At 65.8% G+C, this 25,282-nt stretch carries 23 protein-coding genes; 14 read left to right on the plus strand and 9 right to left on the minus strand.

Annotated features, from left to right (window positions below):
• The first annotated feature begins 227 nt into the window (after nt 1-227).
• From speB to J2T47_RS05370, 6 genes are all read left to right on the plus strand, one after another.
• Nucleotides 228-1,187 (plus strand): agmatinase, encoded by a 960-nt coding sequence (gene speB, locus J2T47_RS05345; RefSeq protein ID WP_015476374.1) that lies wholly within the window; start codon nt 228-230, stop codon nt 1,185-1,187.
• A gap of 18 nt (nt 1,188-1,205) precedes the next feature.
• The gene (locus J2T47_RS05350) at nt 1,206-1,616 is read left to right on the plus strand and encodes a YybH family protein (RefSeq protein WP_253443163.1); all 411 of its coding nucleotides are present in this window, start codon (nt 1,206-1,208) and stop codon (nt 1,614-1,616) included.
• Between the two features lie 25 nt (nt 1,617-1,641).
• Nucleotides 1,642-3,156, plus strand: coding sequence for a purine-cytosine permease family protein (locus tag J2T47_RS05355; protein WP_253443165.1), 1,515 nt, complete (start codon nt 1,642-1,644; stop codon nt 3,154-3,156).
• Between the two features lie 132 nt (nt 3,157-3,288).
• Nucleotides 3,289-4,668, plus strand: a complete 1,380-nt coding sequence (locus J2T47_RS05360) for a sodium:solute symporter (RefSeq protein WP_253443167.1) — start codon at nt 3,289-3,291, stop codon at nt 4,666-4,668.
• A 96-nt stretch (nt 4,669-4,764) separates the two neighbouring features.
• Nucleotides 4,765-6,366 (plus strand): 5-guanidino-2-oxopentanoate decarboxylase, encoded by a 1,602-nt coding sequence (locus J2T47_RS05365; protein WP_253443169.1) that lies wholly within the window; start codon nt 4,765-4,767, stop codon nt 6,364-6,366.
• A 328-nt stretch (nt 6,367-6,694) separates the two neighbouring features.
• Nucleotides 6,695-7,420, plus strand: a complete 726-nt coding sequence (locus J2T47_RS05370; RefSeq protein WP_253443171.1) for an MBL fold metallo-hydrolase — start codon at nt 6,695-6,697, stop codon at nt 7,418-7,420.
• 58 nt (nt 7,421-7,478) lie between these two features.
• Here J2T47_RS05370 and J2T47_RS29185 read toward each other — a convergent pair whose 3' ends face one another.
• The 4 genes from J2T47_RS29185 to J2T47_RS05385 all read right to left on the minus strand — a co-directional run bounded on the left by J2T47_RS29185 (nt 7,479) and on the right by J2T47_RS05385 (nt 11,112).
• Nucleotides 7,479-7,613 (minus strand): PA1414 family protein, encoded by a 135-nt coding sequence (locus J2T47_RS29185; RefSeq protein ID WP_259753771.1) that lies wholly within the window; start codon nt 7,611-7,613, stop codon nt 7,479-7,481.
• A gap of 175 nt (nt 7,614-7,788) precedes the next feature.
• Entirely contained in the window at nt 7,789-8,727 is a 939-nt protein-coding gene (locus J2T47_RS05375; protein ID WP_253443173.1) for a DMT family transporter, read from the minus strand.
• A gap of 143 nt (nt 8,728-8,870) precedes the next feature.
• Nucleotides 8,871-9,968: an extracellular solute-binding protein gene (locus tag J2T47_RS05380; RefSeq protein WP_253443175.1), complete on the minus strand. Its 1,098-nt coding sequence runs from the start codon at nt 9,966-9,968 to the stop codon at nt 8,871-8,873.
• Between the two features lie 103 nt (nt 9,969-10,071).
• Complete coding sequence (locus J2T47_RS05385; RefSeq protein ID WP_253443178.1) at nt 10,072-11,112, minus strand: histone deacetylase family protein; 1,041 nt, start codon at nt 11,110-11,112, stop codon at nt 10,072-10,074.
• Between the two features lie 253 nt (nt 11,113-11,365).
• Here J2T47_RS05385 and J2T47_RS05390 point away from each other — a divergent pair, with 253 nt between their 5' ends.
• The 3 genes from J2T47_RS05390 to J2T47_RS05400 all read left to right on the plus strand — a co-directional run bounded on the left by J2T47_RS05390 (nt 11,366) and on the right by J2T47_RS05400 (nt 15,772).
• Nucleotides 11,366-13,825 carry a DUF3772 domain-containing protein gene (locus J2T47_RS05390; protein ID WP_253443180.1) on the plus strand — a complete coding sequence of 820 codons (2,460 nt, stop codon included), beginning with the start codon at nt 11,366-11,368 and terminating at the stop codon, nt 13,823-13,825.
• 198 nt (nt 13,826-14,023) lie between these two features.
• Entirely contained in the window at nt 14,024-15,070 is a 1,047-nt protein-coding gene (locus J2T47_RS05395; RefSeq protein ID WP_253443182.1) for a class I SAM-dependent methyltransferase, read from the plus strand.
• A 132-nt stretch (nt 15,071-15,202) separates the two neighbouring features.
• Nucleotides 15,203-15,772, plus strand: coding sequence for a hypothetical protein (locus tag J2T47_RS05400; protein WP_253443184.1), 570 nt, complete (start codon nt 15,203-15,205; stop codon nt 15,770-15,772).
• A 69-nt stretch (nt 15,773-15,841) separates the two neighbouring features.
• Here J2T47_RS05400 and J2T47_RS05405 read toward each other — a convergent pair whose 3' ends face one another.
• The 4 genes from J2T47_RS05405 to J2T47_RS05420 form a co-directional block, all read right to left on the minus strand.
• Nucleotides 15,842-16,063: a DUF3079 domain-containing protein gene (locus J2T47_RS05405; RefSeq protein ID WP_253443186.1), complete on the minus strand. Its 222-nt coding sequence runs from the start codon at nt 16,061-16,063 to the stop codon at nt 15,842-15,844.
• Between the two features lie 107 nt (nt 16,064-16,170).
• A complete protein-coding gene (locus J2T47_RS05410; protein WP_253443188.1) occupies nt 16,171-17,190 on the minus strand; it encodes an AraC family transcriptional regulator in 1,020 nt (339 codons plus the stop codon).
• 218 nt (nt 17,191-17,408) lie between these two features.
• Nucleotides 17,409-18,590, minus strand: a complete 1,182-nt coding sequence (locus J2T47_RS05415) for a vWA domain-containing protein (RefSeq protein WP_138212713.1) — start codon at nt 18,588-18,590, stop codon at nt 17,409-17,411.
• 128 nt (nt 18,591-18,718) lie between these two features.
• Nucleotides 18,719-19,564: an AAA family ATPase gene (locus tag J2T47_RS05420; RefSeq protein WP_015476360.1), complete on the minus strand. Its 846-nt coding sequence runs from the start codon at nt 19,562-19,564 to the stop codon at nt 18,719-18,721.
• Between the two features lie 230 nt (nt 19,565-19,794).
• Between J2T47_RS05420 and J2T47_RS05425 the strand changes: the two genes are divergently transcribed.
• The 5 genes from J2T47_RS05425 to J2T47_RS05445 all read left to right on the plus strand — a co-directional run bounded on the left by J2T47_RS05425 (nt 19,795) and on the right by J2T47_RS05445 (nt 24,113).
• Nucleotides 19,795-20,184 (plus strand): hypothetical protein, encoded by a 390-nt coding sequence (locus tag J2T47_RS05425; protein WP_253443190.1) that lies wholly within the window; start codon nt 19,795-19,797, stop codon nt 20,182-20,184.
• Nucleotides 20,185-20,206: 22 nt separating this feature from the next.
• A complete protein-coding gene (locus tag J2T47_RS05430) occupies nt 20,207-20,404 on the plus strand; it encodes a helix-turn-helix transcriptional regulator (RefSeq protein WP_253443192.1) in 198 nt (65 codons plus the stop codon).
• Nucleotides 20,405-20,488: 84 nt separating this feature from the next.
• Complete coding sequence (gene cysK, locus J2T47_RS05435; RefSeq protein ID WP_253443194.1) at nt 20,489-21,463, plus strand: cysteine synthase A; 975 nt, start codon at nt 20,489-20,491, stop codon at nt 21,461-21,463.
• Between the two features lie 211 nt (nt 21,464-21,674).
• Nucleotides 21,675-22,769, plus strand: a complete 1,095-nt coding sequence (locus J2T47_RS05440) for a polyamine ABC transporter substrate-binding protein (RefSeq protein ID WP_253443196.1) — start codon at nt 21,675-21,677, stop codon at nt 22,767-22,769.
• Between the two features lie 441 nt (nt 22,770-23,210).
• On the plus strand, nt 23,211-24,113 hold the full coding sequence (locus tag J2T47_RS05445) for a DMT family transporter (protein WP_253443198.1): 903 nt from the start codon (nt 23,211-23,213) through the stop codon (nt 24,111-24,113).
• Nucleotides 24,114-24,331: 218 nt separating this feature from the next.
• Here the strand turns inward: J2T47_RS05445 and J2T47_RS05450 are convergent, their stop codons facing one another.
• The gene (locus tag J2T47_RS05450; protein WP_253443200.1) at nt 24,332-25,237 is read right to left on the minus strand and encodes a DMT family transporter; all 906 of its coding nucleotides are present in this window, start codon (nt 25,235-25,237) and stop codon (nt 24,332-24,334) included.
• Between the last annotated feature and the right edge of the window lie 45 nt (nt 25,238-25,282).

The raw sequence follows: 25,282 nt of genomic DNA on the forward strand, positions 1-25,282 counted from the left end.
GGATGATAGCAAGCCAGCTATCTATTCAGGAACCGCAGGCCACAAGCCCGGCGGGCCGTCTGCCGCGGCAAGGTGGCGCAGTCTAGCGACCCTCATTAGTTTAGAAAACTCTGAAGTGATTATTTGTAGCCAGCGATTTTTTCCACTACCCGCTCTGATGAGAATCGACCCTCAGTATTCAACAAGCCTGTTTCCACGAAGACAGCGATCAGCCTGAGGCCCTCCCCATGGACAAGAAACTTCACCAGCCCCTGGGCGGTAACGAAATGCCGCGTTTCGGCGGCATCGCCACCATGATGCGCCTGCCGCATATCCAGTCCCCCGAAGAGCTCAACGAGCTCGACGCCGCCTTCGTCGGCGTGCCCCTGGACATCGGTACTTCCCTGCGCTCCGGCACTCGTTTCGGGCCGCGCGAAATCCGCGCCGAGTCGGTGATGATCCGTCCGTACAACATGGCCACCGGCGCCGCGCCGTTCGATTCGCTGAACATTGCCGACATCGGTGACGTGGCGATCAACACCTTCAACCTGATGGAAGCGGTGCGCATCATCGAGGAGGCTTACGACAAGATCCTCGACCACGGCATCCTCCCGCTGACCCTGGGCGGCGACCACACCATCACCCTGCCGATCCTGCGTGCCATCCACAAGAAGCATGGCAAGGTCGGCCTGGTCCACATCGACGCCCACGCCGATGTGAACGACCACATGTTCGGCGAGAAGATCGCCCACGGCACCACCTTCCGCCGCGCGGTGGAAGAAGGCCTGCTGGACTGCGACCGCGTGGTGCAGATCGGTCTGCGTGCGCAGGGCTACACCGCCGAAGACTTCAACTGGAGCCGCAAGCAGGGCTTCCGCGTGGTGCAGGCCGAAGAGTGCTGGCACAAGTCGCTGGAACCGCTGATGGCCGAAGTCCGCGAGAAAGTCGGCGGCGGCCCGGTGTACCTGTCCTTCGACATCGACGGCATCGACCCGGCCTGGGCGCCCGGTACCGGCACCCCGGAGATCGGCGGCCTGACCACCATCCAGGCGATCGAGATCGTCCGTGGCTGCCAGGGCCTGGACATCATCGGCTGCGACCTGGTCGAGGTCTCCCCGCCTTACGACACCACCGGCAACACCTCGTTGCTCGGCGCCAACCTGCTCTACGAAATGCTCTGCATCCTCCCGGGCGTAGAGCGCCGCTAAGCGCGCACGAGCACATACATGAATAACGACGCCTGCGTAGCACAGGTGCTGGAGGCTGCCCGCGTTCTCGTGGCAGCCTTCGCGCGCACCGACACCGAAGCCTACTTCGCCGCCTTCAGCGAAGACGCCTCCTTCATCTTCCACACCTGGCCGCAGCCGCTGCTGTCGCGCGCGGCTTACCGCGAGGTGTGGGAAGGCTGGCTGCGTGACGATGGTTTCGAGGTCCTTGACTGCCTTTCGAGCAACACCTTTGTGAGCCTGCAGGGCGAAGACGTGGCGGTGTTCTGCCACGACGTCGCCACGCGGCTGCGCATCCAGGGAGAGGAAAGCCTGAACCACGAACGGGAGACCATCGTCTTCCGCCGTGATCCGAAACAGGGCCGCTGGCTGGCCACACACGAGCACCTGTCACCGTCGCCGACGCCATAAAGACAGGGCTCCCCGGGAGGAAGTCATGGATAACAAGAACAACGCACACGCAATCACAACGATCGAGACATTCGGGGTCGAACAGATCCCGGACAGCGAGCGCAACGCCACGCCCACCGACCTGTTCCGCATGATCTTCGGTGGCGCCAACACCTTCGCCACCGCCGTGCTCGGCAGCTTCCCGGTTCTGTTCGGGCTGTCGTTCCAGGCCGGCGTCTGGGCCATCGTCCTCGGCGTTCTGGTCGGCTCGCTGATCCTCGCACCGATGGGCCTGTTCGGCCCGCTCAACGGCACCAACAACGCGGTCTCCTCGGGCGCCCACTTCGGCGTGCACGGGCGGATCGTCGGCTCGTTCCTGTCGCTGCTCACCGCCGTCGCCTTCTTCTCGCTCTCCGTGTGGAGCTCGGGCGATGCGCTGATCGGTGGCGCGAAGCGCCTGTTCGACCTGCCGGAAACCGACCTGACCCTGGGCCTGGCCTACGGTCTGTTCGCCGTGCTGGTGCTGATCGTCTGCATCTACGGCTTCCGCTTCATGCTGATGGTCAACAAGATCGCCGTATGGGCCGCCAGCCTGCTGTTCCTGCTCGGCCTGTTCGCCTTCGCAGGCCCCTTCGATGCTGGCTACGCCGGCACCGTGCAGATGGGCAGCGAAGGTTTCTGGGCTGCCTTCATCGGCGCCGCCCTGCTGGCCATGAGCAACCCGGTGTCGTTCGGCGCCTTCCTCGGTGACTGGGCGCGCTACATCCCGCGCCAGACCTCGCAGAAGCGCATCATGCTGGCGGTGATCTGCGCCCAGCTGGCGACCCTGATCCCGTTCCTGTTCGGCCTGGCCACCGCCACCATCGTTGCCGTCAACGCGCCGGACTACATCGCCCAGAACAACTACGTCGGCGGCCTGCTGGCTGTATCGCCGAGCTGGTTCTTCCTGCCGGTGTGCCTGATCGCGGTGATCGGCGGCATGTCCACCGGCACCACCTCGCTGTACGGCACCGGCCTGGACATGTCCAGCGTGTTCCCGCGCCTGCTCAACCGCGTGCAGGCCACCCTGCTGATCGGCCTGCTGTCCATCGCCTTCATCTTCATCGGTCGCTTCGCCGCGAATCTGGTGCAGAGCGTGTCCACCTTCGCCGTGCTGATCATCACCTGCACCAGCCCGTGGATGGTGATCATGATCCTCGGCCTGGTGATCCGCCGTGGCTTCTACCACGCCGACGACCTGCAGGTGTTCACCCGCGGTCAGGAAGGCGGCGCCTACTGGTTCCACAACGGCTGGAACTGGCGCGGCATGGGTGCGTGGATCCCGAGCGCGGCCATGGGCCTGTGCTTCGTCAACCTGCCGGGCCAGTTCGTCGGCCCGCTGGGCAACCTGGCCGGCGGCATCGACATCAGCCTGCCGGTCACCCTCGGCATGGCCGCCCTGCTCTACGTCGCCCTGCTGCGCACCTTCCCGGAACCCGCTGGCGTCTACGGCCCCAAGGGTCCGCGCTGGGTCGGCAGCCATGACCGCCCGGTTCGCAGCATCAGCGAGCCGACGGCCTGATCCGGGCCTTGCGACCTGACGCGAAACGCACCACCTGAAAGCCCCCATCGGACCGGTTGCCGCCGGTCCGATGCCCTACCGCACGCCACAAGCGCGCGGCAACAATGACAATGCAAGTGTGAGGAGCCGACCATGGCGTTAGATCTGATCGTCGTACTGATATATGCCGCTGGCATGTTGTGGCTGGGCTGGTACGGCATGCGCCGCGCCAAGACCCACGAAGACTACCTCGTGGCCGGCCGCAACCTCGGCCCGGCGTTCTACATGGGCACCATGGCCGCCACCGTACTGGGCGGCGCCTCCACCGTGGGCACCGTGCGCCTGGGCTACGTCCATGGCATCTCCGGCTTCTGGCTGTGCGCCGCTCTGGGCGCCGGCATCATTGCGCTGAACCTGTTCCTCGCCAAGCCGCTGCTCAAGCTGCGCATCTTCACCGTCACCCAGGTCCTGGAGCGTCGTTATAACCCCATGGCCCGCCAGGCTTCGGCGGTGATCATGTTCGCCTACGCGCTGATGATCGGCGTGGTTTCCACCCTGGCCATCGGCACCGTGATGCAGGTCCTGTTCGGCCTGCCGTTCTGGGTGTCCGTGCTGCTGGGCGGTGGCGTCGTGGTGATCTACTCCACCATCGGCGGCATGTGGTCGCTGACCCTGACCGACATCGTGCAGTTCATCATCAAGACCGTCGGCCTGATGTTCATCCTGCTGCCGATCTGCCTGCACCGCGTGGGCGGCTGGGACGAACTGGTGGCGAAGCTCCCGGCATCCGCCTTCAGCTTCCACACCATCGGCTACGACACCATCATCACCTACTTCCTGATCTACTTCTTCGGCATCCTGATCGGCCAGGACATCTGGCAGCGCGTGTTCACCGCCCGCGACGAGAAGGTCACCAAGTACGCCGGCACCGCCGCTGGCGTGTACTGCGTGATCTACGGCCTGGTCGGCGCGCTGATCGGCATGTGCGCCAAGGTCCTGCTGCCTGACCTGGACAACGTCAACAACGCCTTCGCCGCCATCGTCCAGTCCGCCCTGCCGGACGGCATCCGTGGCCTGGTGATCGCCGCTGCCCTGGCCGCGATGATGTCCACCGCCAGCGCCGGCCTGCTCGCCGCCTCCACCACCATCACCGAAGACCTGCTGCCGATCTTCACCGGCCAGCGCTCCACCCGCCTGAGCCTGAACCGCATCTGCACCCTGCTCACCGGTGTCGTGGTCCTGGGTATCGCCCTGGTGGTGAACGACGTGATCAGCGCCCTGACCCTGGCCTACAACCTGCTGGTGGGCGGCATGCTGATCCCGCTGATCGGCGCCATCTACTGGAAGCGCGCCACCACCGCCGGCGCCATCACCAGCATGGCCCTGGGCTTTATCACCGCGCTGGTGTTCATGCTCAAGGATGGCTTCGACGCCAACACCCCGATCTACTACAGCCTGGCCATCGGCCTGGTCAGCTTCATCGTCGTCAGCCTGCTGTCGCCCCGCCCGGCGCCGGTAGCCGACGCGGCCTGATAAGCACTTGCACCAGGCGAGAGGGCGCGGCGAGCTGATCTCCGCGCCCTTTTGCTTTATGACAATGACCTCACCCACGAAATTTAAGGAACTGCCATGACCACCTGCGGCGAATTCCTCGTCAAGCAACTCGAAGCCTGGGGCGTGGATACCGTCTTCGGCATCCCCGGCGTCCACACCGTCGAGCTGTACCGCGGCCTGCCCCACAGCGGCATCCGCCACATCACCCCGCGCCACGAACAGGGCGCCGGCTTCATGGCCGACGGCTACGCGCGCGTCACCGGCAAGCCGGGCACCTGCTTCATCATCACCGGCCCGGGCATGACCAACATCCTCACCGCCATGGGCCAGGCCTACGCCGACTCCATCCCCATGCTGGTGATCTCCAGCGTCAACGAGCGCTCGCGCCTGGCCCACGGCAACGGCTACCTGCACGAGCTGCCGAACCAGCGTGCGATGGTGGCCGGCGTCAGCGCCTTCAGCCACACCCTGATGAGCGTCGACGAACTGCCCGCCGTACTGGCCCGCGCCTTCGCCGTGTTCGACAGCGAGCGCCCGCGCCCGGTGCACATCGAGCTGCCGCTGGACATCATCACCGCCCCGGCCGACCACATGCAGGTGCTGCCGCGCGTGCAACTGGCCCGCCCTGCCCCGGCGCGCTCGCCGCTGCACGAAGCCGCCGCCAAGCTGGCCAAGGCGCAGAAGCCGCTGCTGCTGCTCGGCGGTGGCTGCGTCGCCGCCCAGGCCGAAGCCCGCGCCCTGGCCATCGCCCTCGACGCGCCGACCGCGCAGACCATCAACGCCAAGGGCCTGCTGCAGCCGGACCACCCGCTGCTGATCGGCAGCAACCAGTCGCTGATCCCGGTCCGTGAACTGGCGCTGGAAGCCGACGTGGTGCTGGCCATCGGCACCGAGCTGGGCGAGACCGACTACGACGTGGTGTTCGACGGCAACTTCAAGATCGGCGGCGAGCTGATCCGCATCGACATCGACCCGCAGCAATTGATGCGCAACTTCGCCCCGCAGATCGCCATCCAGGCCGACGCCCGCACCGCCATGCGCGCCCTGCTGGAACTGCTGCCGGCCCGCGAGGCCGACGCCAGCAGCCCCGGCGCCCAGCGCGCGGCCAAGGTGCGCGCGCAACTGGCCGAGGACTTCAGCGGCAGGGCGCACTACCGCACCCTGTTCGACAAGATCCTCGAAGTGCTGCCCGACGCCCGCTTCGTCGGCGACTCGACCCAGACCGTCTACAGCGGCAACCACCTGGTGGAACTGGACGGCGGCCGCCGCTGGTTCAACGCCTCCACCGGCTACGGCACCCTGGGCTATGGCCTGCCGGCAGCCATCGGCGCCAAGCTCGGCGAGCCAGGCCGCCCGGTGATCAGCCTGATGGGCGACGGTGGCCTGCAGTTCACCATGACCGAACTGGCCAGCGCCGTGGAAGCCAAGGTGGGCATCGTCGTGCTGCTGTGGAACAACCATGGCTACGGCGAGATCAAGCGCTACATGGAACGCCGCGACATCACCCCGCTGGGCGTGGACATCTACACCCCGGACTTCCTCGCCATCGCCAGGGGCTTCGGCTGCGCCGCCGAGCGCGCCCGCGACTACGACCATCTGCAGGAGCTGCTGCGCACCGCACCGAGCGACCGCCCGCTGATCGTGGAAGTGATGGAAGCGGCGCCTTTCGCGCCCTGAGCGTAAGTCCATGTAGGGCGCATAACGCGCCAGCGTTATCCGCCATCGGCCATCGCACCACGGCCATCGGCGGATAACCGCAAGCGGTTATTCGCCCTACGCTCGCTACGCAGGGTGGGTTATCCACAACCCGCCCCGCTGCCCTGCCCTCTCCCAGAGGGAGCGGGAAACGCGCGGAGCCGGGTGTCTGGCGCAGCTACCGGCGCCGGTCACTCCCCCCCAAGGTTCCGAACGGTTCCCTCTCCCTCTGGGAGAGGTTAGGGTGAACCCACAGTCACCCGAGATCCGCGCGCCGGACGCGCCGCGCATCCCACCCGGAACCCGACTCATGAAGATCGTCACCCGCGACCGCTGGTTCGAGGTCCGTCACTGCTATGACGGTGTCAGCCTGATCCACGAGCCCTACGTCCGCCCCTTCTACCGCTGCAACATGTGGCACATCCAGGGCCGCGAGCGCGACGTGCTGGTGGACAGCGGCTCCGGCCTGGTCAGCCTGCGCGAGCAGCTCCCCTGGCTCACCGACCGCCCGCTGCTGGCCGTGGCCAGCCACACCCACTTCGACCACATTGCCGGCCACCACGAGTTCGACGAACGCCTGGTACACCCGGCCGAAGCCGACATCCTCGCCAGCCCCGACGGCGAGCGCACCCTGGCCACCGCCTTCGTCGACGACGAGATGTTCGACGCCCACCCGGACTGCCCGCTGTGCTACGCCGAATACCGCGTCAGGGCCGCGCCGGCGACCCGCACCATCGATGAAGGCGACGTGCTCGACCTCGGTGACCGCACCCTGCAGGTGCTGCACACCCCCGGCCATTCCCCGGGCGGCATCAGCCTGTGGGAGGAGAAGACGCAGACACTGTTCTCCGGCGACATCATCTACGACGGCCCGCTGATCGAGGACGCCTACCACTCCAACCTCGACGACTACGCCGCGAGCCTCGCGCGCCTGCGCGAGTTGCCGGTGCGCACCGTACACGGCGGGCACTTCGAGAGTTTTTCCGGGGAGAGGTTGAAGACGATGATCGACGACTGGTTCAAGACCCACGAATGACCGGCATGAAAAAACCCGCCAGCTGGCGGGTTTTTCTTTTGCGGTAACGCGGGCGTTATCAATAGCGCCGGCGTTGCTCCATCAGGCGACGTTGCTCGTCGCTGCGGATGGGGATGGGTTGCAGACGTGGAGGCTCGATCAGGCCGAGCGCGACACCGAGTTTCCACGCAACGCTTTGCAGCCAGACTTTCATGGAATGCCTCCTCGTTCGAATTCAGGTCGGGCGACCCGTTACCACCATGGGCCGCCCTAGGAAGAATAGCCCGGCGTCCCACTCTCCGCCCGTGCCACTCACTCCTTGCAACAAAGACTATCGCCTTCCCTCGCCGCAGCGCCTGACCTGAATCAAGAGCACGACAATTCCCACATCAACGGCGAAGCATCCGCCGAATCCACTGTTCGCTGCTCACCAGCGTGATACCCGCGAGCACCAGCGCGGCGCCCGCGACGAAGTTCAGGGTCAGCGGCTCGCCGAGGATCAGTACGCCGAAGGCGATGCCGAACATCGGCGTCATGAAGGAAAACACCGCCAGGTTCGACGCCAGGTAGCGGCGCAGCAGCCAGAACCAGGTGAAGTAGCTGAAGAACGACACCACCAGCCCCTGGAACAGCACGCTGCCCACGCCGACGGCGGTGAAGCTGACGTCATGGGTCTTGCCCAGCGCCAGCGCGGCGAAGGGCAGCAACAGCGCGGCGATCAGCAGCTGATAGAACAGCGTCAGGATCGGTTTCGCCTCGGACAGTCGCGTGGTGCGTACCGCCACCGTGGTCATGCCCCAGGCGAACCCGGCGAGCACGCCGAAGGCATCGCCCAGCAGCATGCGACTGTCCAGGTTGGCAAAGTCGAAGCCACCGCCGAAGCACATCGCAATACCGCCGAAGCACACGCCGATGCCGATCCATTGCAGCGGCCGCAGGCGCTCGCTGGGCAACAAGAAATGCAGCGCCAGCGCCGAGAAGATCGGTGCGGTGTAGATGAACACCGCCATGTGCGAGGCCGACGTATAGACCAGCCCCTGGGCAATGAAGAAGAACTCGGCGGCGAACAGCACGCCGGCCAGCAGCCCGCCCTTGAGCGTGCCCTGGCGCAGGAAGCCTTCCCAGCCGCCGCGCCAGCACATGATCAGGCCCACCGCCACGGCCGCCACCAGGTTGCGCCCGAAGGCCTGCATGATTGGCGCGATATCCGGCGCGGCAAGTTTCACCATCACCGCCTGGATGCCCCAGATCACGCAGAGGCCGGTCATGACCTGGATGGCGAAAGCGTCGGCGCCCTTGCGCTCGACGAGGTTGGCTTGGGAATTCATGGCAAGGCTCGGCAGCAAAAGTCAGGAATCGGGAAGCCGAAAGAACAATCGGCGGACTTCCTCGAAGAAAGTCCGCCGATCATGCCAGCTCGCGCCAGCCGGCCGCCAACGGTAATCCGCTGTTCAGCCAGCCATCTGCGACATTATTTCCCGGATTTCACCTGGGTCCAGGTGCGGGTACGGATGCGCTCCAGTTTCGGCGGCAGCATTTCCACCGAGAACAGCTTGGCCTGCACATCCGCCGGCGGGTAGACGTTGGGGTTGTCGTGCAGCTCCTTCGAGATCAGCCCGTCCGCCGCCTGGTTGGGGTTGGCGTAGGCGACGTAGTCGGAGATCGGCGCGACCACTTCCGGGCGCAGCAGGTAGTTGAGGAAGGCGTGGGCCTGCTCGACGTTCTTCGAGTCCTTCGGAATCGCCAGCACGTCGAACCAGGCAGCGGCGCCTTCCTTGGGAATGCGGTACTCGATGTGGATGCCGTTACCCGCCTCTTTCGCGCGGTTGGCAGCCTGCATCGCGCCGCCGGACCAGGCCAGGGCCACGCAGACGTCGCCGTTGGCCAGGTCGGTGACGAACTTCGAGGAGCTGAAGTAGGTGATGTTCGGGCGCAGTTTCGCCAGCAGTTCCTCGGCCTTCTTGTAGTCGTCCGGGTTGTGGCTGTTGGGCGACAGGCCCAGGTAATGCAGGACCTGCGGGATCACCTCGGTGGGCGAATCGAGGAAGGCCACACCACAGGATTTCAGCTTGGCGAGGTTCTCCGGCTTGAACACCAGGTCCCAGGAGTCCACCGGCGCGTCGTCGCCGAGCACCGCCTTGACCTTGTCGACGTTGTAGGCAATGCCGTTGGTGCCCCACATGTAGGGCATCACGTACTGGTTGCCCGGGTCCTTGCTCTCCAGCACCTTGAGCAGTGCGGGATTGAGATTCTTCCAGTTCGGCAGCTTGCTCTTGTCCAGCGGCTGGAACACGCCGGCCTTGAGGTAGTTGGGGAGGAAGCTGTCGCTGGGCACGACCACGTCATAGCCCGAGTGCCCGGAAAGCAGCTTGGCCTCCAGCACTTCGTTGCTGTCGTAGACGTCGTATTGCGGCTTGATGCCGGTTTCGCCCTGGAAGCCCTTGAGGGTGTCCGGGCCGATGTAGTCGAACCAGTTGTAGATGCGCACTTCCGGCGCAGCGCTGGCGACGCTGGCCGTGACGAGGGTGGCGGCGGCGAGCAGGCCGCTCAGCGCGATATTCTTGTTCATGTCCTTCCCCAGCTGGATGCGCTCGCACTGTGACCACTAAACAAAAAGGGTTGCGAGCAATGAAATGCAATCGGGCGGATTCTCATCCGCCCGATTCTGTCCTTCAGCGTGCAGCGCCTTCGTAGCCCTGCAGCACGTTCACCGCGTTGACGCCAATGGCCTCCACCGCGTAACCGCCTTCCATGATGAACAGGGTCGGAATCCCCAGTGCGGCGATGCGCTCGCCCATCTTCAGGTAGTCCGGGCTGTCCAGCTTGAACTCGGAAATCGGGTCGTCCTTATACGTATCCACGCCCAGCGATACAACCACCGCGTCCGGCGCGTAGTCGGCGATCTTCCGGCAGGCGTCGTCCAGCGCGGCGAACCAGCCGTCCCAGCCAGTGCCATGGGGCAGCGGGTAGTTGTGGTTGTAGCCCTCGCCGGCGCCTTCGCCGTGCTCGTTGGCGTGGCCGAGGAAGTACGGGTACTCCACCAGCGGGTCGCCGTGGATCGAGGCGAACAGCACGTCATTGCGGCGGTAGAAGATGTCCTGGGTGCCGTTGCCGTGGTGGTAGTCCACGTCGAGGATGGCCACGCGCTTGGCGCCCTGGTCGAGGAAGGCCTGGCTGACGATGGCGGCGTTGTTCAGGAAGCAGTAGCCGCCCATGAAGTCGCTGCCGGCGTGGTGGCCCGGCGGACGGCACAGCGCGAAGGCAGTGCTGGCGCCCTGGCGCATGTGGTCCTGGGCGGTCAGCGCGACCTGGGCCGAGCTGTACACGGCCTGCCAGGTGCCAGCGGTGATCGGCGCCTCGGTGTCGAAGCTGTAGTGGCCCACTTCGCCCATCAGCGCCGTCGGGATCGGGCCGTCACGCAGCAGGCGGCGACCCGGGAAGGTGGTGGAAACCAGGTCGCCGGTGTGGCCTTCGGCCGCCCAGCGGGCCCAGGCGCCCTTGAGGAATTCGACGTAGCGGGTGTTGTGCGCGCGCAGGATCGGCTCCATGCCGAAGTCCCTGGGCTCGATGACTTCGCCCAGGTTCTGCGACTTCACGCGGGCCAGCACGGTGTCCGCGCGGCTGGGCATCTCGAAGCAGGGCTGGAGTTTGCCGTCGACCAGTTCGGACTGGCCGAAATGCAGGCGGTGATCATCGCTGTACACGGTAAGCATGGGAGTACCCTCTGAAGGATTCTTGTTGTCCGGTGATAGGGAATTCTGCCCAGCGACTGCCTCGCGCAAAACAGCGGGAGCGGCCAAAAGGGGATCGATATGGCCAGAATTTCTGACCTTTAACCATCTGCATGCGCTGATTATCCGCTTTCACCCGGCAAAGTCCCACCGCAGCGGCGCTATGCTCAGGGAATTGTCGCGGCCGTGGACCGGTCGAACATCATCAAGGGTTTTGACCACAGGATGGGGGAAGATGCGGGAAACCTTCGTACGCGCCTGCAGCCGCGTGCTGCTGATGCTGACCTTGTCGCTGGCCGGCGTTGGCGCCGCGCTGGCGGACGAACCGACCGACGTCCAGGCCGGCGACTCCATCCAGCTGCCGGACCTGCCCGAGGATGCTGGCGTCGAGCAACTGGGCGCCCGCCTGGAACTGATCCGCCAGCGTGTCTCCGCCGACAGTGACGATGGTCTGCTGTCGAACCTGCGGCAGTCCGCGCTGGCCGTACAGGCCCGCGCGGAACAGAACGCCACCGACATTGGCTCGGCGCTGTCGCGTACCGAGGACCAGCTCAAGGTGCTCGGCCCGGTCACGCCCAACGAAGCCGAAAGCCTCACCCGCCAGCGCAACGACCTGACCGATGCGCAGAAGGACCTGCAAAAGCAGCTGGAGCGAGCCAACCAGCTGGACAAGAACGCCCAGGACCTCGCCGCACAGATCATCAACCTGCGCCGCAGCCAGTTCAACTCGCAGATCGCTACCCGTTACCCGCCGCCGCTGAGCCCGCGCTTCTGGTCCAACCTGATCCGCCCCACCGACGATGATATGGCGCGCCTGCAGGGCATGCGCGCGCAGATCGACAACGCCTTCGCGACGACCTGGCAGCCTGAGCACCGCTGGCCCTTCATAGCCTCCATGCTCGCCGCGGCGCTGCTGTGGATTCCCGGCCGGCGCCTGCTCGAACAGCTGCTGACCAAGGCGATGATCCGCTGGATACCGGTCGGCCGCCTGCGCCGCAGCGCCCTGGCGCTCTCGGTGAGCCTGGCGACCATCCTGACCCTGGGTGGCGGCGCCACGCTGATCCACGAGGGCATGAACTGGCACGAGCAACTCAGCGGCAACATGGCCAACCTGGGTGACCAGATGCTCTCGCTGGTGATCTTCTGCACCTTCACCGCCGGCCTGGGCCGCGCGCTGCTGGCCGTGCAGCGCCCCTCCTGGCGCCTGCCGGACCTGCCCGACCCGGTGGCCACCGCCCTCTCCCCCTTCCCCTGGCTGATCGCCTGGGTGTTGCTGGTGCTGGGCACCGTGGACCGCATCAACAGCTCCAGCGGCGCCAGCCTTGCCCTCACCGTGGCGGTCAACGGCATCACCGCCCTGAGCACCGCCCTGCTCTACGGTATCGCCCTGTACCGCTACCGCCGCGCCCGGCGTGAAGCCAAGGAACATGAGGCCGCGCCGCTGGCCGGAATCATCGTCCTGGCGATCCTGATCACCGTGCTGCTGATCGTCCTCACGCTGATCAGCGGCTACCTGTCCCTGGCCTACTTTCTCGCCGGCAAGCTGCTCTGGGCCAGCGTGGTGTGCGCCACCGGCTACCTGCTGACGACGCTGTTCGCCGACCTCTGCGAGGCGCTGCTGTCGCCGCGCCAGCCAATCGGTGAGCGACTGGCCGAGAACCTCGGCGTCGATCCGCGCCACCAGGCGCAGTTCGCCACCCTGCTGACCGGCGCCGGGCGCACGCTGCTGGTGCTGTCCACCCTGCTGATCGCCTTTTCCACCTCCGGAATCAGCCCCGGCGAGCTGCTCCAGGGCCTCGTGCAACTGGTGGAGAGCGGCCAGTCGCTGGGCCGCCTGAACATCGTCCCGCAGGACATCCTGCTGGCACTCGGCACCCTGGCCGCCGGCCTGCTGGGCCTGCGCATGCTCAAGCGCTGGCTGGCCGAGGAGCTGCTGCCGGAAACCAGCATGGACGCCGGCATGCGCGCCTCGCTGGTGACCCTGGTGGGCTACATCGGCATGGTCATCCTGGTGCTGCTGGTGCTCTCGGCGCTGCGCATCAACCTCACCAGCCTGACCTGGGTGGTCAGCGCCCTGTCGGTGGGTATCGGTTTCGGCCTGCAGGCCATCGTGCAGAACTTCATCTCCGGCCTGATCCTGCTCACCGAGCGCCCGGTGAAGGTGGGCGACTGGGTCAGCCTGACCGGCGGCGTGGAGGGCGATATCCGACGGATCAACGTGCGCGCCACGGAAATCCAGATGTCCGACCAGTCCACGGTCATCGTGCCGAACTCCCAGTTCATCTCGCAGAACGTGCGCAACGTGACCATGGGCAGTGCGCTGGGCGTGGTCGGCATCAACCTCACGCTGCCGCTGGACACCGACGTACAGAAGGTCCGCGAGCTGATGCTCAAGGCTTATACGGAGCACGAGAACATCGTCGAGACCCCGGCCCCGTCGGTGACCTTCAAGGACCTGAACGCCACCGGCCTGACCCTGGCCGCCTCGGGCAACGTCAGCAGCCCGCGTGCGGTGTACTCGACCAAGAGCGACCTGCTGTTCACCATCTTCAGCGGCCTGCGCGAAGCTGGCATCAGCCTGAGCACACCGCAGAACCTGATCCTGCAGCGGCCGCAACTGCTCCGCGGCCAGGGCGCCGACGAGCCTGCGGCACCGCAAGTCGGCGACGCCGCCGGGCCGAATCCATCGCCGTAGAATGAAGGGGTTACGCCGGCGCGGCAGCCGCCTCGCCGGCCTTCGCGCAACAGTCCCGCGCGGGAGTTTGCGTTGCGCCCGCAGCGCGCGTGCCCGCCGTTGGCCGGCGCCCGTCGCGGCACCCGGCACCGCCGCCTGCCGCCTTCCTTCCTCGGTTGCCGCCGGGCCTCCCCGCTGCGGCGCACGGGAGATTGCGCGATGGACGAAGCCAGACTCAACGAATTCATGGGCAAGCTGGTCACCGACATGGGTGGTGCGGCGATGCTCGCCAACATCATCCTGGGCGAGGAACTGGGCCTCTACAAAGCCATGGCCGACGGCCAGTGGCTGAGCCCGGCGCAACTGGCCGAACGCAGCGGCTGCAATGCCCGCCTGCTGCGCGAGTGGCTCAGCGCCCACGCGGCCTCCGGCTACATGGAGCACCAGGACGGCAACTTCCGCCTGCCCGAGGAACAGGCCATGGCGCTGGCCATCGAGGACTCGCCGGTCTACGTCGCCGGCGGCGCCTCGGTGGTGGCCGCGCTCTACCACGACAAGGACAAGCTGGTCGCCGCCATGCGCGGCGACGGCGGGCTGGCCTGGGGCGATCACCACCCCTGCATGTTCTCCGGCACCGAAAAGTTCTTCCGTCCCGGCTACCGCGCGCACCTGGTCGCGGAGTGGCTGCCGGCGCTGGACGAGGTGGTCGGCAAGCTCGAACGCGGCGCACAGGTCGCCGACGTCGGTTGCGGCCACGGCGCCTCCACCATCGTCATGGCGCAGTCCTTCCCGGCGTCGAACTTCGTCGGCTTCGACTACCACCAGCCTTCCATCGAGGTGGCCAACCAGCGCGCCAGCCAGGCCGAAGTCGCCGCGCGCGCCAGCTTCCAGCGCGCCAGCGCCAAGGATTACCCCGGCAACGACTACGACCTGATCTGCTTCTTCGACTGCCTGCACGACATGGGCGACCCGGTGGGTGCCGCGCAGCACGCGCGCCAGGCGCTGAAATCAGACGGCACGGTGCTGCTGGTGGAGCCCTTCGCCAACGACCAGCTGGACGACAACCAGAACCCGGTCGGCCGGCTGTTCTATGCCGCCTCGACCTTCATCTGCACGCCCAATTCGCTGTCCCAGGAAGTGGGCCTGGGGCTGGGTGCCCAGGCCGGCGAGGCGCGTCTGCGCAAGGTGTTCGAGGAGGCCGGTTTCAGCCGCTTCCGCCGGGCCGCCGAAACGCCGTTCAACCTGATCCTCGAAGCCCGCCCCTGATTGCCTCGATATGCGCTGCAGCGCCCGGAATCCGGGCGCTGCAGCTTCGAAACAATTCGTCATTTTGCCGTCATCAATCCGTTATGCGCCCCGTTGAAACTCGCAGGCTTTCAACCCCAGGGAAGCCCCCAGATGTTCAACAAGAAAAACGCCAACAAAGCTGCATCTCTCGCCCTGCTCGTCGCTGCCCTCGCGGGCTGCGCCGGCCAACAGCAGGTCGCCAGCAAGGAAGCCACACCGAACAACGACGACTGGTACCTGGTGCGTACCGAGTCGACCCTCTACGTATTCGATGACGCCAACGTCTACCGCGACTACCTGGTGACCGGCAAGACCACCTACACCAAGGCAGTCGGCGAGAAGGACAAGTTCGGCCAGGACGTCGTGCTGGTCGTGCGCGCCGAGGACCAGGGCAAGGATGTGAAGAAGATCGCCGGCTACCAGTTCCTCAAGCAGAGCCTGCCGCCGGCTGCCGGCTTCTACGGTGAAATCCGCAAGGACGGCGTGATCTACGTGGCCCAGCGCTACGGCGACATGGTCGACATGAACGGCCTGGGCGAACCGATCTTCCGCCACACCGAAATCGCCAGCGGCCCCAACGGCGAGCGCGTGGTGTACCTGATGCAGAAGGAAGAGAAGAAGCCGGACGCGCTGATCGCGCGCTTCCAGAAGACCTACGGCATCACCCCGAACAAGGGCTGATGACGCGAAAGCGCGCACTCCGGGGAGGGAGTGCGCGCTTTCTTTTTTCCGGCGCCGCAAGGGCGCGGGTCACTGCTGGCTGGAAGGCTCCAGCTGCACGGCAGGAATCGTATTGGGCGCCTCGATGCCCCAGTCGCCGAACTGGTACCAGTCATCGCCGAGCATCTCGGCCGGGTGCATGGTGCGGTCCGCGCCGTTGCCGCAGGCCAGGTTGGTCGCCGGGCAGTAACGGTCGCAGCCCCAGCAGATACGCTCGGGGTGCGGCGGATTGAGCGGGAATTTCTTGGCCATGATGAGGCCCTCGAGGGTTTCCTTGTGGGATCCCTGAAGGCTATGCCTGTCAGACCGGGGCGATCCTTGATCTGCGACAATTTCGCGCGGAATTCACGACCGTTCGGTTATGCCCGGAAGTGGCTCGGCGGCTGGCCGCTCCAGCGCTGGAAGGCATGGCGCAGGCTGGCAGTTTCGCTGAAGCCGAGCTCCTCGGCGATACGGTAGATCGGCATGTCGCCGTCCTGCAGCAGTTCCTTAGCGCGGGCGAAACGCAGCTCGTCGAGCAGTTGCTGGTAGCTGGTCTGCTGTTGCTGCAAGTGCCGGCGCAGGCTGCGCGAGGAGCAGTTCAGGCGCCGCGCCAGCTCCTCCAGGCCCGGCGGTTCCTGCAGGCGTTCGCCAAGGATGGCGCGCACCTTGTCGAGCCAGGCGCGGCGCGCGGCCAGGTCGATGTTCTGCCGGCGGCACTGTTCGAGCATCTCGCGGTGGGTCACCGCGTCGGCCAGCGGCAGACGCATGTTCAGCCAGCTCGCGGGGAAACCGATGGCACTGCGCGCGCAATCGAAATCCAGCTGGCAGCCGAACAGCGTGGCGTAGGCGGCGCGGCGCTCGGCCGGGCCGGCGTAATCGAACTCGGCGCGCACCAGCGGCAACGGCTGGCCGAGCAGGTCGGCGCAGGCCACCTTCAGCGAGCCCAGGCACAGCTCGGTGTTGAACGGGCGCATATCCTCCTCTTCGCCGTAGCCGGTGGCGACCAGCCAGGCCATGTCGCCGTCCACTTCCAGCGCGAGGTGGAAGTAGGTGCCCAGCAGTACCGGGTAGCTCAGGCCGATGCGCAATGCTTCGCCCAGGGTCGGCGCGGAAATCAGCGCATAGCCCAGCAGGCCGTAGGCGGTGATCCGCGTGCGCACGCCCAGGCGCAGGCCGAGGGCCGCCTCGCCAGCGAGGTTCTGCACGTTGCCGAAGACCTGCTGTTCCTGCCAGGGGCTGACCAGCCGGCGCAGGTCGAGCAGGTCGTCGCCGGTGATGCCGCTGCCCTCGAGGATGGACTCGCGGCTGTGCCCCTCGGACTCCATCAGCGCGACGGTCAGCGAGGTCATGTGCAGGGAGTTGAGCCAGGTGGAGCGGGAGAAGGTCAGAGGATTCATTCGATGCCCATCGTAGACGCTACGGCGCGCCAGCGGATGTTACCGCGACCGGCGCAGGTCTGGGGGGAGGCAAGTTGCGTGCCGGCCACTCAGTGTGGCCGTATCGATCCCCACGGGGCGGGGCTTGCGACGCCGGGCGGGAGATTTCCTGCCCGGCTGCAGGGTTACCTTTGCGGACACCGGGACGGTGCGGGTGCACCGTCCTGGCGCTGAACGGATCAGCCGCGGGAGAGGAAACGCATGCCCTCTTCCAGGCCGCTCAGGGTCAGCGGGAACATCTGCTCCTTCACCAGCTCGCGCACCAGACCGGTGGAGGCGGTGTAGTTCCAGGTGTCCTTCGGGTACGGGTTGATCCAGATGAGCTTCTTGTACTTCTCCATGAAGCGCTGCATCCACACGTAGCCGGCTTCCTCGTTCCAGTGCTCGACGCTGCCGCCGGCCTGGGTGATCTCGTAGGGCGCCATGGCGGCGTCGCCGACGAACACCACCTTGTAGTCCGGCCCGTATTTATGCAGCAGGTCGAAGGTGGCGGTGCGCTCGCTGGAGCGACGCAGGTTGTTCTTCCACACCGACTCGTAGATGAAGTTGTGGAAGTAGAAGTACTCCAGGTGCTTGAACTCGGTCTTGCAAGCCGAGAACAGCTCCTCGCAGACCTTCACGTGGGCATCCATGGAACCGCCGATATCCAGCAGCAGCAGGAGTTTCACGGTGTTGCGCCGCTCGGGACGCATCTGGATGTTGAGCAGGCCGGCATCCTTGGCGGTGTGGTCGATGGTGCCATCGATATCCAGCTCTTCCGCCGCGCCCTCGCGGGCGAACTTGCGCAGGCGGCGCAGGGCGATCTTGATGTTGCGCGTGCCCAGCTCTACCTGGTCGTCGAGGTTCTTGTACTCGCGCTGGTCCCATACCTTGGCGGCCTTGCCCTGGCGCTTGCCGGCGTCGCCGACGCGGATGCCCTCGGGATTGAAGCCGCCGGAGCCGAACGGGCTGGTGCCGCCGGTGCCGATCCACTTGTTGCCGCCGGCGTGCCGTTCCTTCTGCTCTTCGAGGCGCTTCTTGAACTCCTCGATGAGCTTGTCCAGACCACCGAGGGACTGGATCTGCGCGCGCTCCTCGTCGGTCAGCAGGCGCTCGAATTCCTTGCGCAGCCACTCTTCGGGGATCAGCGCCTTGAGGTGGTCGTCGAGCTTGTCCAGGCCCTTGAAGTAGGCGCCGAAGGCCCGGTCGAACTTATCGAAATGGCGCTCGTCCTTCACCATGATGGTGCGGGCGAGGTAGTAGAACTCGTCCATGTCGGCGAACACGATGCGGTGCTTGAGCGCATCGATCAGGTCGAGCAGCTCGCGCACCGACACCGGCACCTTGGCCGCGCGCATTTCGTTGAACAGGTTGAGCAGCATGGCTGCGTCCTCTCGTGAAGCTAGTGCTTTTGTAGGAGCGAGCTTGCTCGCGAACGAGCCCTGCTAGGAAGTCTGTTCGCGAGCAAGGACTAGGCGTCCCCCTCGATCCTACGAAGAGCTGGTCAGATTCAGCGCGAAGCGCGGCGGCTCATGAAGGCCAGGCGTTCGAGCAACTGCACATCCTGCTCGTTCTTCACCAGGGCGCCCGCCAGCGGCGGGATGGCCTTGGTGGGGTCGCGCTCGCGCAGTACGGCCTCGCCAATGTTGTCGGCCATCAGCAGCTTCAGCCAGTCCACCAGTTCGGAGGTGGAGGGCTTCTTCTTCAGGCCCGGCACCTTGCGCACGTCGAAGAAGATGTCCAGCGCCTCGCTGACCAGCGTGCCGCTGATCTTCGGGTAGTGCACATCGACGATCTTCTGCAGGGTCTCGCGATCGGGGAAGGCGATGTAGTGGAAGAAGCAGCGGCGCAGGAAGGCGTCCGGCAGCTCCTTCTCGTTGTTGGAGGTGATGATGATGATCGGGCGCTGCTTGGCCTTGATCGTCTCGTTGGTCTCGTAAACGAAGAACTCCATCTTGTCGAGTTCCTGCAACAGGTCGTTGGGGAACTCGATGTCGGCCTTGTCGATCTCGTCGATCAGCAGGATCACGCGCTCCTCGGCCTCGAAGGCCTCCCAGAGCTTGCCCTTCTTGATGTAGTTGCGCACGTCATGGACCTTGTCCACGCCCAGCTGCGAGTCGCGCAGGCGGCTGACCGCGTCGTACTCGTAGAGCCCCTGGTGGGCCTTGGTGGTGGACTTGATGTGCCAGGTGATCAGCTTGGCGCCAAAGGACTCCGCCAGTTGCTCGGCGAGCATGGTCTTGCCGGTGCCCGGCTCACCTTTCACCAGCAGCGGGCGCTGCAGGGTGATGGCGGCATTGACCGCCAGCTTGAGGTCGTCGGTGGCGACGTAGGACTGGGTGCCTTCGAACTTCATCGGTGAATCCTCGAACGATGCGGGCCGGGCGCTCTGCCGGGCCGGGCGAATGGTCGGACAAGCTGCGACTATACCGCGCAGCCAAGGCGAGTGTGAACGCAGACGCGGCATTCAGTCATTGAATGGCGGGTCAGGGGATGACTGATCGCAAATGGCCTGCCGATGACAAGTTTGCTTTACATCGAAGACACCCCGATGTTAAGTTCGCTTTACATCACAAGGAGACCGCGATGAATCCCGCCCTGCGCCGCTACACCCTGTCCTGCGCCGCCCTGATGCTCCTCTACTCCGCCCTGGTCGCGCTGATCAGCTGGGGGCTGGACCTGCAGCAGCTGCCTTATGCCCTGCGCGTCCTGGCCGCCGCCTCTCCGGCTTTGCCGCTGCTGGCGATGCTCTACGTGTTCGACCGCTACCTGCGCAGCGAGCCGGACGAATTCCTGCGTTTCCTGCTGTCCCGAGCCGCCATGCTGGCCGGCGGCGTGGTAGTCGGGCTGTTCAGCGCCTGGGGCTTCCTCGAGCAGTACGCCGCCTGGCCGCGCTTCCCGGTGATCCTCGCCTTCCCGCTGTTCTGGGCCGCCTACGGCGTTGCCGTGGTGCTGCTGCGCCGGCGCTTCGCCTGACCGATCCGAGAAAGGAGCAACCATGCACAATCGCCTCAAGGCATTGCGCGCCGAACGCGGCTGGAGCCAGCAGGACCTCGCCCTGCAACTGCAGGTTTCGCGGCAGAGCGTGATCGCCATCGAGAGTGGCAAGTTCGATCCCAGCCTGCCGCTGGCCTTTCGTATAGCCCGGGTCTTCGGCCTGAGCATCGAGGCCATCTTCAGCGACGCGCAGCCCTAGTGAGCCGGGTGCGCCGACTGGACTACGAAGCCCGCCGGGCATAGGCTGCTGGGTCTGCACAGCTCCGAACCTAAGGAACGCATCATGAGCCGCATTTTCGCCGACAACGCGCAGTCCATCGGCAACACGCCGCTGGTCCAGATCAACCGCATCGCCCCGCGCGGCGTCACCATCCTGGCCAAGATCGAAGGGCGCAACCCGGGCTACTCGGTGAAGTGCCGGATCGGCGCCAACATGATCTGGGATGCCGAATCCAGCGGCCGCCTGAAATCCGGCATGACCCTGGTCGAACCGACCTCCGGCAACACCGGCATCGGCCTGGCCTTCGTCGCCGCTGCCCGTGGCTACAAGCTGATCCTCACCATGCCCTCCTCCATGAGCCTGGAACGCCGCAAGGTGCTCAAGGCACTGGGCGCCGAGATCGTCCTGACCGAGCCGGCCAAGGGCATGAAGGGCGCCATCGCCAAGGCCGAGGAAATCCTCGCCAGCGACCCGGCGAAGTACTTCATGCCGGCGCAGTTCGACAACCCGGCCAACCCGGCGATCCACGAAAAGACCACCGGCCCGGAAATCTGGAACGACACCGATGGCGCGGTCGACGTGCTGGTGGCCGGCGTCGGCACCGGCGGCACCCTCACCGGCGTGTCGCGCTTCATCAAGAACACCAAGGGCAAGCCGATTCTGTCGGTGGCCGTCGAGCCGGTCACCTCGCCGGTGATCAGCCAGGCCCTGGCCGGCGAAGAGATCAAGCCCAGCCCGCACAAGATCCAGGGCATCGGCGCCGGCTTCGTGCCGAAGAACCTCGACCTGTCCCTGGTCGACCGCGTCGCCACCATCGCCGACGAAGACGCCAAGAACATGGCCCTGCGCCTGATGCAGGAAGAAGGCATCCTCTGCGGCATCTCCAGCGGCGCCGCCATGGCCGCCGCGGTGAAGCTCGCCGAAGAGCCGAACATGCAGGGCAAGACCATCGTCGTGGTGCTGCCCGACTCGGGCGAGCGCTACCTCTCCACCATGCTCTTCGACGGCCTGTTCGAGGACCAGGAACTGGTCCAGTAAGCTCTATTCCGCCCCTCTGCGGGGCGGTTTCCTACCTGCCGTTCCGAATCGGTGCGGCTCGAGTCACGTGCGCTGTCTGCGGACCCGCAGGCAGCCATGGCCCCTCGCCATGTTCCGGCAAAATGGTTAATTCTTGCGCAGCCCGCGACGAAGCGTCGCCCATCTTTCGCGGATGGCCCGGGCTTTCCGCACCGTTGTCAGGAACACAAGAATGAAAATTTCCGCCCCGTTGCTCTCCACCCTTGCACTCTCCCTCTCCGTTGCCGCCGGCGCCGCCCAGGCCGATAACGTCAAGATCTACAACTGGTCCGACTACATCGCCCCGGACACCGTGCCGACCTTCACCAAGGAAACCGGCATCCAGGCGACCTACGACGTCTACGACAGCAACGAGACCCTCGATGGCAAGCTGATGACCGGCAAATCCGGTTACGACATCGTGGTGCCGTCGAACCACTTCATGGCCAAGCAGATCCAGGCCGGCGCGTTGAAGAAGCTGGACAAGAGCCAGCTGCCGAACTGGAAGAACCTCAACCCGGTGCTGATGAAGGCGCTGGAAGTGAACGACCCGGGTAACGAGCACGGCTTCCCCTACCTGTGGGGCACCACCGGCATCGGCTACAACCCGGCGAAGATCAAGGAAGTGCTGGGCGACAACGCGCCGATCGACTCCTGGGACATCTTCTTCAAGCCCGAGTACATGGAGAAGCTGGCCAAGTGTGGCGTAGCGGTGCTGGACAACGGCCCCGAGCTGCTGCCGATCACCCTGAACTACCTGGGCCTGCCGCATCACAGCCAGAAGCTGGATGACTACAAGAAGGCCGAGGAAGCGCTGCTCAAGGTGCGTCCGTACATCCGCTACTTCCACTCCTCCAAGTACGTCAGCGACCTGGCCAACGGCGAAATCTGCGTAGCCGTCGGTTTCTCCGGCGACATCCTGCAGGCCGCCACCCGCGCCAAGGAAGCCAAGAACGGCGTGGAAATCCAGTACTCCACGCCGAAGGAAGGCTCGCCGCTGTGGTTCGACATGGTCGCCATGCCCAACGACGCGCCGGATGAGAAAGCCGCCTACGCCTTCATGAACTACCTGCTGCGCCCGGAAGTCATGGCCGGCGTGAGCAACTACGTGCACTACGCCAACGGCAACCTGGCTGCCGATGCGCTGGTGGACAAGGCGATCAAGGCGGACCCGGCGATCTACCCGCCGCAGGACAAGATGGCCAAGCTGTTCGCCCTCGAATCCATGCCGATGAAGATCGACCGCGTGCGTACCCGCACCTGGAACACCATCAAGACCGGCAAGTAAGCATCACCCTTGCCTGACAACGCGCGGCCCCGGCCGCGCGTTGTCGTTTTCGTCGCGCAAGTCGCGCTTTGCCGCGCGACTCGCACAAGGCTCGCGCCCTCGCGCGAAGCCCGCTATAGTCAGCCCACGCAGCGCCAATGCTGCCCCACTCAACAAGGTTCGCCTTCCATGTCCCGATACCCATTGCCCGATCCGGCAATCAACGTTGCAGCCTCCCCGGCTTGCGGCGCGGGTGCGGGCGCGGCCTGCCCTCCTCCGCCCCCTGTCGTCGCTGTCGCGTCGCCTCCGCCTCCCGGTGCGGCCTACCCGCCACCCGGCGTGAGCTTCTGACGCCACACGCTGTTTCCATCGCCTGGTTTTCCGCGCACAACTGACGCGGCTCCCGGTATGTGTCCGGCCATCGAAGGCCGGTCGTGATCTGCCTGACGACAGGTGCATTGCATGATTTCGCTCAACCGCTCGTCCCTGGCCGCCCTGGCCAGCACCTCCCTGTTCGTGCTGCTGTGGAGCAGCGCCGCGATCATCAGCAAGTGGGGCCTGGCCCATGCTTCGCCGATGGTCTTCCTCATCGCCCGCTTCGGCACCGCGCTGGTGGCGCTGCTGATCCTCTCGCCGCTGATCGGCCTGCGCTGGCCGCGCGAGCGCAGGCAGGTGCGCCACGCCGTGCTCACCGGCCTGGTGATGCTGGGCATCTACCCGATCTTCTACCTGATGGCGCTGGACCTGCACGTCACCCCCGGCGTCATAGCCACGGTGCTCGGCGTGCAGCCGATGCTGACCAGCTTCCTGCTCGAACGCCGGCATTCGGCGCCGCGCCTGGGCGGGCTCGCACTGGGCCTGAGCGGGCTGGTGATGGTGGTGTACCAGAGCATCGGGCTGTCGGGCCTGACCTTCGCCGGCCTGGCCTGCTGCCTGCTGGCGCTGCTGTCGATCACCGGCGGCTCGATCCTGCAGAAGAACATCCGCGAGAACCCGCTGGGCACCCTGCCCCTGCAGTACATGGCCGGGCTGGCGCTGTGCATCGGCGTGGCGCCTTTCCAGCCGCTGCACGTGGAGTGGAATGCGGCGTTCATCCTCAGCGCGCTGTGGATGGGCCTGATGGTCTCGGTGCTGGCCACCGTGCTGCTCTACCGGATGATCGCGGCGGGCAACCTGGTCAACGTCACCAGCCTGTTCTACCTGGTGCCGGCGGTCACGGCGCTGATGGATTACGCGGTGTTCGGCAATCGCCTGTCCGCACTCGGCCTGCTGGGCATGGGGCTGATCGTGGTGGGGTTGATGCTGGTGTTCCGCCAGGCAGCGCCAGCGCGGGACGCCGGGGCCGTGCGGGTTGTGGATAACTGATAGTCCTGCGCGCGGACTGTCCCCTCTCCCTAACCCTCTCCCTGAAGGGAGAGGGGACTGTTCTGCGTCGCCTGGAAGGTTCTAGCAATCCTGCGATAACAGGAAAAACTCCGCTCTCAGAGAGTGCAGAGGACAGCTCCCTCTCCCTTCAGGGAGAGGGCTGGGGAGAGGGAGACCCATCGGCACGCTCTATCAGCGAACGCCTCAGCTCTTAAGCCTCAACCCGCCGCCTCCACCTTCGGCTGCGGCGCCGGCCTAAGCACCAGCCACAGCGCCAGCGCAATCAGCACGCCACCCTGCAGGTGCGCCCAGGACAGCGACTCATCCAGCAGCAGCACGCCCCAGAACACGCCGAACGGCGGAATCAGAAAGGTCACCGTCATGGTCTTCAGCGGGCCGATGCTCGCCAGCAGGCGGAAGTACAGGACGTAGGCGAAGGAGGTGCAGAGAAAGCCCAGCCCGGCCAGCGCCAGCAGGATCTTCGGTTCGGCCAGCGGCGCCAGCGGCATGTCGAGGCTGGTGCCGAGGAAGAACGGCAGCAGGCACAGGGTCGCGCCAGCCTGGCTGCCCAGGGCCGAGACGGCGAAGTCCAGGCCGCCCTGGTCGTTGATCCAGCGCTTGGTGAAGTAGCCGGCGAAGCCGTAGCAGGTCGTCGCCACCAGGCACGCCGTGGCCCCCCAGAGCACCTGGGAATCGAAGGGAACGGGCCCGGCACGGGTCAGTACCGCTACGCCCGCCAAACCCAGCAGCACGCCAAGAGCCTTGCCGCCGGTGAGTGCCTCGCCGAAGAACAACGAGCCGATCAGCACGCCCATCAGCGGCGTGGTGGCGTTGAAGATCGCCGAATACCCCGCGGGCAGAAACTGCGCCGCCAGGCTGTACATCAGCACCGGGATGCCGGAAGCGATCACGCCGATCAGCAGCAGGCGCACCAGCTTGCCGCGAAACTCCCAGCGCGCGCGCAGCGCCAGCATGATCACCACCAGGCCGATGGCCGAGAGAAACACCCGGAAGAACGCCGTCGGCATCACCCCGATGGCCGGCACCAGTTGGCGCATGAACAGGAAACTGGCGCCCCAGATGGCAGCCAGACCGAACATGTTGAGCAGAGCGGCAGGGTTCATCGCGAAGGGCTCCAAGGCAGGTAAGCCACCAGCCTACGCCAGTGG

The sequence above is a fragment of the Pseudomonas nitroreducens genome (assembly GCF_024170165.1).
In the GTDB taxonomy this organism is placed as follows: domain Bacteria; phylum Pseudomonadota; class Gammaproteobacteria; order Pseudomonadales; family Pseudomonadaceae; genus Pseudomonas; species Pseudomonas nitroreducens_C.